The 6,215-nt window shown below is 31.5% G+C and carries 5 protein-coding genes; all 5 read left to right on the top strand.

All coding sequences use genetic code 11. From position 1 onward, the window contains the following. The first annotated feature begins 167 nt into the window (after positions 1–167). The 5 genes from QZZ48_RS13490 to pstS all read left to right on the top strand — a co-directional run bounded on the left by QZZ48_RS13490 (position 168) and on the right by pstS (position 6,121). Positions 168–1,187 (top strand): TAXI family TRAP transporter solute-binding subunit, encoded by a 1,020-nt coding sequence (locus QZZ48_RS13490; RefSeq protein WP_294966728.1) that lies wholly within the window; start codon positions 168–170, stop codon positions 1,185–1,187. Between the two features lie 98 nt (positions 1,188–1,285). Further along, positions 1,286–3,244: a TRAP transporter fused permease subunit gene (locus QZZ48_RS13495; RefSeq protein ID WP_294966730.1), complete on the top strand. Its 1,959-nt coding sequence runs from the start codon at positions 1,286–1,288 to the stop codon at positions 3,242–3,244. 59 nt (positions 3,245–3,303) lie between these two features. Then, a complete protein-coding gene (locus QZZ48_RS13500; RefSeq protein WP_294966732.1) occupies positions 3,304–3,807 on the top strand; it encodes a lactate utilization protein in 504 nt (167 codons plus the stop codon). A 1-nt stretch (position 3,808) separates the two neighbouring features. Continuing rightward, a complete protein-coding gene (gene lhgO, locus QZZ48_RS13505) occupies positions 3,809–5,002 on the top strand; it encodes an L-2-hydroxyglutarate oxidase (RefSeq protein WP_294966734.1) in 1,194 nt (397 codons plus the stop codon). A gap of 114 nt (positions 5,003–5,116) precedes the next feature. Continuing rightward, positions 5,117–6,121, top strand: a complete 1,005-nt coding sequence (pstS, locus tag QZZ48_RS13510) for a phosphate ABC transporter substrate-binding protein PstS (RefSeq protein WP_294966736.1) — start codon at positions 5,117–5,119, stop codon at positions 6,119–6,121. Positions 6,122–6,215: the final 94 nt, after the last annotated feature.

Consider the following 6,215-nt stretch of genomic DNA (forward strand, 5'->3'; position numbering starts at 1 on the left):
AATGACTTCATTGTTTCAAAAAAAGGCTTAGGATATATAATTGAGCAAGATTAAAAGCTTACAAAATAGGACTTTTATACTAAATATATAAATTTGAAACAATTTTGAAACAATTTTGAAACAAAATGTGTTATACTTCTTCTCAGTATAAAAACTAAGGAGAACAAATGACAAAGTTATCAATCTTTAAAAAGTTATTAGTTGTATCAGCGATTACAGCTACAATTGTTACTGGTGCTAATGCAGCTAAAAAAGAAACTAAGTATGTAATTGCAACTGCAAGTACGGGTGGGACATATTATCCTGTTGGAGTTGGTATTGCTACTATTGCTTCTATAAAGTTAGCTAAGAAACATAAAACAACTTTCTCAGCAATCACATCTGCTGGTTCTGGTGAAAATGTTGATATGCTTCAAAAAGGTGAAGTAAACTTTGCAATTTTACAAGGACTCTTTGGTTCTATGGCGTGGCAAGGTAAAGCAAAATACGAAGGTGCTCCAAAGAAAAACCTAAGATCAATCTCTATGTTATGGCAAAATGTTGAACAGTTTACAATCAAAAATGATTATGCAAAAACTGGAAACATTATGGATTTACAAAATCTATATGGTGAAAGATTTGCTATTGGTGGAAGAAGTTCAGGTTCTAGAGTCTCAGCAGAAACTATTATGAGTTCATTAAATATTAACTTTAATAAAATGAATGTTCAATACTTAGGGTACACTCCAAGTTCCACTGCACTACAAGATGGAAAAGTTCAAGGTATGAATACACCATCAGGTCCTCCAACATCAGCGGTTACAAATGCATTTGCATCTATTGGAAATGATAAAATTAAAGTTCTAGATTTTAACGCTAAGGACTTAGCAAAAATTAACGCTAACTACCCAGTGTGGACTGCATTTAATATCAAAGCTGGAACTTACCCAGGTCAAACAAAAGATATTAATACAATCGCTCAACCAAACTTACTTGTAGTTACAAAAGATACTCCAGAAGAAGATGTATACTTACTAACTAAAACAATTTATGAAAACTTACCTTTTTTAAACAGTGTTCATAAAGCTACAAAAGCAATGTCTATCAAAAAAGCAATTGCTGGCCTTCCAATGCCTCTTCACCCAGGTGCAGCTAGATTCTATAAAGAACAAGGTATCACTATACCTGCTTCATTATTAGCAAAATAAATTTAGCATATCAAAAGAAGTCTAACTTCTTTTGATATATGAATTATATAAGTAATTAAAAATTATTTATATATTTTATATACATTGAGGAATAAAAAATGATAAAAATAAAATACTTTAAAGAAATCACTTTCGCATACGCAATTCTTATATCTTTATTCCATTTTGGTGTAAATATTTGGGGTGGGATTAGTGATTTGTGGTTTAACTCTGCACACTTTGCTTTATTAGCATCTCTTGGTTTTTTAACATATGAATCTGATAAAAATGAAAATGAAGTAAGTATAATTAATCTGCTTTTTGCAGTTTTATCTCTGTTTACATTTGCTTATATGGTACTTTTTGAAGAAAGCTTATATGCAGTTGCTAATTCTCAAATGAGAACTAGTGATTTAATTGTGGCTGCAATGACAATAGCTCTTGCAATAGAAATGGTTAGAAGATCAACTGGTTACATTATTCCATTTATTATCTCAACTTGTATCGCTTATATATTATTTTTAGGTCAACACATTGATGGTGTTTTTGCTTTTGCAGGAATGAGTCCAGAGAGATTTTTATATAGAATGTATTTTACAAGCGAAGGTCTGTTTGGTCCAATCGCTACTATTTCATCAACATATGTATTTATGTTTATTTTATTTGCAGCATTTCTTTTAAAATCAGGTGCAGGAGATTTTATAGTTGACGTATCAAGTGCAGTTGCTGGCAAATATACTGGAGGAACTGGACATGTTGCCGTATTCTCATCAGCATTAATGGGAACTATATCAGGTTCAGCAGTCGCAAATACAGTATCAACTGGTTCTATAACCATCCCTATGATGAAAAAAGCAGGATTTAAAGGCACCTTTGCAGCAGCGGTAGAAGCAGCAGCAAGTACAGGTGGACAGATTATGCCTCCAATTATGGGTGCTGGTGCATTTATTATGGCTCAAATGACTCATATTCCCTTTGTTACTATTATCTCAGTTTCTGTTTTACCTGCAATTTTATATTTTGCTTCAATAGCATTTTATATTAATATTCATGCAAAAGAGAATAATATTAAAGGTGAGTCAAGTGAGCTTAATATCCTTCCAATTTTAAGAGAAGGATTTCATTTTATAATCCCATTATCAACATTAATTGGACTTTTAGTTTATGGTTTTACTCCAACTTATGCAGCTGGTATCGCTATCGTAGCGATTATTCTCTCTTCTTATTTAACAAAAAACAAAAGAATGGGAATAAAAGAAATTTTAGAAGCTCTAGCTCTTGGTTCAAAAAATATGATAGTAACAGGGGTTCTTCTTATTGCTGTTGGAATCATTGTTGGTATTATTAATATATCTGGTGTTGGAATTACGTTCTCACAACTTATTATGGAATGGTCAGGTAATTCATTGTTAATAGCAATTGTTTTAATTGCTATTGCATCTCTTATTCTTGGAATGGGACTACCTGTTACTGCATCTTATGTTGTTCTATCAGTATTATCAGCTCCGGCTCTTGTAGGGCTTATGTTAAGACCTGAACTAGCAGCACTTATAAATGCAGGAATTGAACTACCGGAAGTTGCAATGTATCTATTATCCGCGCACTTGATAATCTTTTGGTTATCTCAAGATTCAAATCTTACCCCACCTATTTGTTTAGCTGCATTCGCAGCAGCGGCTATTGCAAAAACCCCTCCTATGAAAACAGGTCTAGTTGCATGGAAAGTTGGAAAAGGAATGTATATTATTCCTTTACTATTTGCTTTTACTCCATTGATTAATGGTACATGGTTTGAGAGATTTGAAGTGTTTACCTTTGCCATGATGGGTATAGCATCTTTTTCAATAGTGATGGAAGGCTATTGGGATCAAAAGCTAAATTGGATCGAGAGAGCTGTTTTCTTTATAGGTGCAATATTTCTTTTATCTCCTGATAAAGTTTTTCATATGGAAACTTATTTTGGAATCATTCAAAATACACATATAATTGGATTTATAATCTTTGCAGTATCTATGGGTTTACATAAAATGTTAAAAAAAGAATCAGTAGTATATACAAAATTAAGTGAAACTATTTAAAAAACAATCTAGTAAATGAAAAGGAAAGATATGAATGAATTTCTCAAAACATTAAGTAATTGTGTTATGACCCATATTTTGTTCAAAATAAAGATGAAGCATTATCATTATGTAAAACTTTTGTTAAAACAGATATGAGTGTTGGACTAGGTGGTTCAACAAGTGTAAGTGAAATAGGACTTTTAGATTATTTGATTAATAAAGAAGATATTACCTTATTTAACCAATATGAAAAAGGTATTTCTATGGAAGAAAATACCAATAGAAGAAGATTGGGAATGGTAACTGATCTTTTTGTAACTGGAACAAATGCTTTAACAAAAGATGGGAAACTAATAAATGCAGATGGTAGTGGAAATCGTGTAGCAGCAATGATATTTGGACCAAAGAAAGTACTAGTAATTGTTGGTAAAAATATTGATAGAATGAACTCAAAAGCAATAGAGATGGGTAGAGAACCAAGACATAATCTTGATAATATTGCTAATAAGTTTACACATATAAAAGCAGATGAGAAAGATAGAATAGTATTGATTATAGTAAATGAAGACTTGGGATTTTAAAATGTATGATTACATAGTTATTGGTGCAGGAATTATTGGTTTAAATATTGCTAAAAATTTAAAAGATAGATTTCCTAGTAGTGAGATATTAGTCCTAGAAAAAGAAGAAGAAGTAGCCATGCATAGTTCTGGAAGAAATTCCGGAGTTTTACATGCAGGATTTTACTACACTGCTAATTCTTTAAAAGCAAGGTTCACCAAAGAAGGAAATATTGCATTAAAAGAGTTTGTTAAACAAAGAGGTTTACAAATAAATGAATGCAAAAAAGTCGTAGTTGCCTTAAATGATAAAGAAGTTGAAGGATTAGAAGAACTAAAAAGAAGGGGAGATGCTAATGGTGTTGAACTTACTTGGTTAGATGAAGATGGTTTAAATGAGCTTTATCCAAATATTAAAACTCATAAAAAAGCACTTCTTTGTTCTAGTACAGCAACTGTAAACCCAAAAGAAGTAACAAAAGAGTTTGAAAAAGTTATAAAAGAGATGGGTGTTAAGATACTTCTATCTTGTAAATATATTTCAAGTGATTGTAATGTTGTTACAACTTCACAAGGTGAGTTTTGTGCAAAAAAAGTTATTAACTGTGCTGGTTTATATGCAGATAATATCGCTAGAGATTTTGGCTTTTGTAAGGATTATGTAATTATTCCATTTAAAGGTATTTATTTAAAAGATACAAAAAATGAATCGCATCTACAAACTAATATTTATCCCGTTCCAAATCTTGACAATCCATTTTTAGGAGTTCACTATACTTTAACAGTTGATGGACAAAGCAAGATAGGACCAACTGCAATCCCTACTTTTTGGAGAGAAAACTATCAAGGTTTTGATAATTTTGATTTAAAAGAATTTGCACAAATCATATATTATGAAGCAAAATTATTTTTAACTAATGCTTTTGGATTTAGGTCTTTAGCATACAATGAAGTGAAAAAATATAGCCTAACGTATTTAAAAGGCTTAGCTATGAAACTCACTAAGAGAATGAACCATAATGGATTTAATGCTTGGAGTACTCCAGGTATTCGTGCACAACTATTAAATAAAAATACTTTAGAGTTAGTACAAGATTTTGTTGTAGAATCTGATGAAAATTCTGTTCATGTATTAAATGCAGTTAGTCCTGCTTTTACATCTTCAATGCCTTTTGCAAATTGGGTAGTAGAAACGCATGTGTTAAAAGATAATTAATAATTTAAAATTACAAAGAGGTTACTATACTAACCTCTTTCCTTCATCTATTGTAATCCAACTGTAATATTTTCCTTTTATAATTTCGTATCTTAAAAACACAAGGGTACGAAAATGTTAAATAAAATACTTGGTGTTGCATTAGTTGCAGCCGTTTCTTTTAGTTCATCAATCGCTGCTGATAAAATTAATGGTGCCGGTGCATCTTTTCCCGCTCCTCTATATTATGATTGGGCATTCAATTATAAAAAAGACACAAAAAATCGTGTTAACTATCAATCAATAGGTTCTGGTGGTGGAATCAAACAAATCACAAAACGTGTTGTAAACTTTGGTGCATCTGATAAACCTCTTAATTCAAAAAAACTAGCTAAAGCAAAACTATTACAATTCCCTGCTGTAATCGGTTCAATTGTTGTAGCGTTTAATGTTAATGGTATTGCTGATGAGACTTTAAAACTTTCTAATGATGTAGTTGCAGATATTTTCGCTGGTAAAATTACAAAATGGAATGATAGTAAAATTGCTGCAAACAATAGTGGTGTTAATCTTCCTAATGAAAAGATTGTAGTTGTTCACAGATCAGACGGTTCAGGTACTACTTATAACTTTACTTACTATCTAAGTGGAAGTTCTGCTAACTGGAAAAATAACTTTGGTACTGGTAAAGCAGTTGACTGGGCTGTTGGTATCGGTGGAAAAGGTAATGAGGGTGTTGCTAACTTAGTTAAACAAACTCCTTACTCAATAGGTTATATAGAAAATGCTTATAAAGAGAAAAATCATCTAAGTGCAGCTGTTCTTAAAACTGCAAATGGTAAATGGGTTGTGGCAAATGAAGATAACTTTAAAGCTGCTGCAAAATATGCAAGTTGGACTAAAAAAGATCACTTTTACGCTATGTTAGCTTTACAACCAGGTGATACTTCTTACCCAATTGTTGCGGCTACATTTATTTTGCTTCCAACTGAGAAACCTGCTATGAACAAAAAAGTTATAGAGTTTTATAACTATGCTTTCAAGAATGGTGATGCTTCAGCTAAAAAGTTAGGTTATATTCCTCTTCCAGAAGCTACTAAAAAAATGATTAGAGAATATTGGACAACTAATATTAAATAATTATCTATAGAGACATCTATAATGGTTCCCTTTTTCAAGACCAGTAAAACAAGTTTTCTTATTTCACCTCTTTACGATACCAGTGGTAACAGTT

It is taken from the genome of Sulfurimonas sp., assembly GCF_016744025.1.
Taxonomy (GTDB): Bacteria; Campylobacterota; Campylobacteria; order Campylobacterales; family Sulfurimonadaceae; genus Sulfurimonas.